Annotated in this window: 2 protein-coding genes; both read right to left on the bottom strand. The window is 49.4% G+C overall.

Annotated features, from left to right (window positions below):
• On the bottom strand, positions 1–1024 hold a 1024-nt coding region (locus tag C4S71_RS22185), incomplete at its 3' end, for an NAD(P)/FAD-dependent oxidoreductase (RefSeq protein WP_103970585.1).
• A gap of 32 nt (positions 1025–1056) precedes the next feature.
• Positions 1057–3627 carry a LuxR C-terminal-related transcriptional regulator gene (locus C4S71_RS22180; protein ID WP_235014819.1) on the bottom strand — a complete coding sequence of 857 codons (2571 nt, stop codon included), beginning with the start codon at positions 3625–3627 and terminating at the stop codon, positions 1057–1059.
• Between the last annotated feature and the right edge of the window lie 261 nt (positions 3628–3888).

Below are 3888 nucleotides of genomic sequence, written 5' to 3'. Positions count from 1 at the left end.
CGTATCCAGTGGCGATTCCAATACACTGGACTTTCATGCCGTTGAGATCTGACCAAAAACGAGGAGGAGAGGCAGGCGGAGACGGTTTACCACAAATATGAGCCGCCGCAATTTGTGCTTGAAGCATGGCATTATGAATAGTTTCTATTCGGATGGGTGTATTGGTGGAAACGTTGACGGCTTTAGCGCAATCTCCGATCGCAAATATGTCAGGGTCGGAGCTACGCATGCCGCTGTCTACTATAATACCACCGTCGCAATCCAGGTTTGCGTCTTGCGCAAGTTCGGCATTGGGGATGGCTCCTATACCGATAACAACGACGTCTGCGGGTTTGGTAGTGCCGTCGGACAAACGGATACCGGAAGCTCGGTCTCCCTCAGTGAGAATCTGGTTGACGCTAGCATTGAAGTAGAACATTACGCCGGCAGAGGCCATGCGGTTTCTGACAAAATTACTTGTTAATGGTGACGCTACTCGACACATCGCTCGGCTGTTGGCCTCAAACACAGAGACTTGTTTTCCCTGTAGATTGGCAGCGGAGGCGACTTCGAGCCCGATAACACCCGCGCCGAGAATGGCCACCTTCTCGCATTCCGGGGCTAACAGGGCATTACGTAATGCGGTGGAGTGGTCAAGATTCCTGAGATAGAAAACATTTTTTGCGCTCTCACCAGGTAAATCAATAGGACGTGGCCTCGCTCCTGTTGCCAAAATCAGCGTGTCGTATTTAATTTTCCTGCCGCCTTGAATCACTACTTGCTTTGCCGATCGTTCAAGCGCTATTACTTTACCGCCTTGTTCAAATTCAACTTTGTTGTCCCGAAAGAAATTAGGAGAACGGATCGGAGTTGGCGAGGGCAACTCATCTGAGGTCAAATAGGCTTTGGACAACGGGGGACGCTGGTAAGGCAGCGTGTTTTCCTCGCCCAAAATGGTAATCGTTCCGTCGAATCCATTCCGGCGGAGAGCCTCTGCGGCGGTCAGGCTGGCTATTCCAGCGCCAATAATAACTATTTTTTGCATATTCGCTCGATTCCTCTTTTGTTTTTGTAGCACTATAAAAGTCCGCGCAGTCGAGCTTCAGTGACTGCCTGAACCCGGTTGGTTACTTTAAGTTCGCTGAAAATCTTCTTCATATGCCATTTGACGGTATCCTCCGTCACAAGAAGCCGTTCAGCTATTTCTCTGTTGGTCATTCCGTTGCTTACGCATTTCAACAGAGAAATCTGCTTTATCGTGATAGTTGAGTGGGCATTGCCGGGCACAGGTGGCACGCTGGAGTCTTCTATTCTGACATCGGGATCCTTCGTAGCTTTAGCTTCAGAGTCGTCTGGCAGATCGTTAAAAAGATCCTGAGCAAGGGGGCTAAGAGAAAGTAGCGCTTCTTTGATCCAGAGCCGTGTGAAGTGACAGTTCAAATGTTCCGAAAGTAGGTTGGCATCAAGAATCGTGCGCTTCGCCGATTTTGATGAACCGAGGGCAAAGGCTGCCAGGGCCTGACAATAGTGGGCGGCGATCCTGGTTCTAGCATCTGAAATTGCGCTGGCGCTTTGTAGTGCTTGTTTGGCATATTTTTCGGCGACACCAAACTGTTTCCCAAGCCGTAGTCTATACATTGAGGTTACCAGGGCCATACGTGCTTGAATGGCCTGGTTTTGATTTGGCAGGAACGTCAGCTCACATTCATCGGGGAGTATGGGTGGACCCAATTCCTCGTTGTTCAGGAGAGTAAACTCAGCTAACTGAACCTTAGTCAGGATGTTGAGGCGAGAGAGCTCTCGCTCGCAGGCGGCTAGGCGAGATTGTTCCAACAAGGCCATGGCTCTATCTCGGAACCCTTGGTGGTACAGAAAACGGCTGTAGGCCTGTGTACACCCCCACAGAATATCTGTAACACCATAGTTCAAAGCGAAATCGAACGAAGCCTGTGCGGATTCCTGGGTAACCAGGTGATGGTTCTGTTCGTGTAGGATTTGTAACTCAAGAGCGCCAAACATTTTATTTAAAAAAGTTTTTGGCACCTGACTCTTTTCTGCTGTTTTATTCGCCTGAATCAACGCTCTCATTGCTCGGGCGATGTCACCCTTAAACAGTTCAGCCTGAATTTCTGCCGTTTTAAGCCAAATAAAAGCGTAATGTTGATTGGATGACTGGATGGCCACAGCCGCTCGATGCGATAATCGCTCCAACTCTTCAAAATGTCGTCCACTGGAGGCAATGAATGCCTGGCAAGTAAGTGCGGCGCCTTTGCCAACCATGTTACGGTCGCCAAAGGAGTCTATCCATTTTTGACAGAGAACCTGACTCTCCAGTAATTCATCCTGTGTAGCTTTGCCTATCGCATTAACCAATTCCCGCCATCCTTCCTCATCAAGATTGCCCAACCCCCTGGAGCTCGGATGAAGCGAACTAGCCAGTATTTCCTCTGCTTGACGAGCTTGTTGGCTAAAATACAAAATCCACGCGTAACCTATGCTCAAGGAAGCGATTTTTTTTATCGTACGAGCTGGTACTTTTTCAAACCAGGTGCGAAGTACTTCGATTTCACCCTGCCTGAGCGCCACGTCCAGGATAATGCTGTCACTTACGACGCGAGCCCAGCGATGGTCACTGGCTTCCAGAGCTGCATTGATTGAATGGGGATACTCCCCCCTACGCCAATGCCAGAATGCGACCCGTTTCAGCACATACGAGCGACGTTCTCGTTGGGTGGTGTTAAATAAACTACGCAAATACTCTCGCAGCACAAAGTGCATATCCATACGATCACCAGAAGCCACGGTGGGAGCTAAAAGAGCATAATGTTCGTTAAGAAACGAAATTTCCCGGTCGGCCTCTTCTGTCTTATATACATAGTCGTAGCATTCAGCGCTGATTACTTCGAGCATCGCTGCATTGCAAAGAAAGGTCCTCGTATTCTTGGGTAGTCCAGTTAAGAGGTTGTCCCTGAAATACGAGCGAGTTTCCGGCCAAGTCGCTGCGGGGAGATTTGGGTTTGGGGTTCGGCACATAAGCCTGACAAGTGCTGGCCATCCACCGGTGGCTTTTATGATGTTGCTGGCTTCGGGGCCACCCATACCCGATAATTCACTAACCTCCTCTTCTGTAAATACAAGTTCATCAGCACCATACGTTACAACACCCGCCATCATAGACAAACGTGGCAACGCCCCGACGCTACTCGGTGCAATGAAAAATTTCACATTGCTCGGTGTTTCATAGATTAAATCCTCAATCAAATCCGCGGTATGTTTAGCCTCGCCAACCCCATCAAGGCAAATTCTTATCGTCTTTTTTGCATTACACAGTGCGTTTCGAAGAACTTCGATGGTGTCGATGTCACTTTTTATCGTGCGCCAAGATTCAACTCCTTCGAGTTGATATAAAACTAACGCTGCAAACAAACTGTCATTAACGTCACATGAGTCAGGGTAGGATCGAGTATTGATATAAACGGCGCTCTCAAGTTCCTGTTCGTGAGTGTTTGCTGCCAAGGCCACTTGTACAGATTTTCCATAGCCGAGCGGGGCCCGATACAGAACTACCTTTGATTCAGGCGTAGCAGAAGCGCTCAGGTAATAGCGGTCTATACACCCTTGAGTAATGAAACACTGACGGGCCCACATCCTTTTAGACATCCTCCGACACCAGTCTTCCAAGCTATGGTGTGTCATGACAATCCGATCTCCTGCCTCGTCTCCCCAAAATGCGAGGGCGCTATGGGATGAAAGCATATTGATAAATGTCTAGTGAGTTATTGGTCGGGTAGACCGGACGATTGCTCGTTCCGGCCCCCCACAGATCCGAGCGTGCGCGATTGACGCACTCGGCTCCTCAACCGTCAGGTTCACACGAAGGACGCTCGGTGCACGATTCTCGCTCGCGGT

It is taken from the genome of Billgrantia desiderata, assembly GCF_900108215.1.
Classification (GTDB): domain Bacteria; phylum Pseudomonadota; class Gammaproteobacteria; order Pseudomonadales; family Halomonadaceae; genus Halomonas; species Halomonas desiderata.
This window is presented reverse-complemented; position numbering and strand designations above follow the sequence as displayed.

Excerpts from the sequence above, each read along its gene's own strand:
- C4S71_RS22180 (WP_235014819.1), bottom strand. The coding sequence starts at position 3,627 with ATGTGGGCCCGTCAGTGTTTCATTACTCAAGGGTGTATAGACCGCTAT.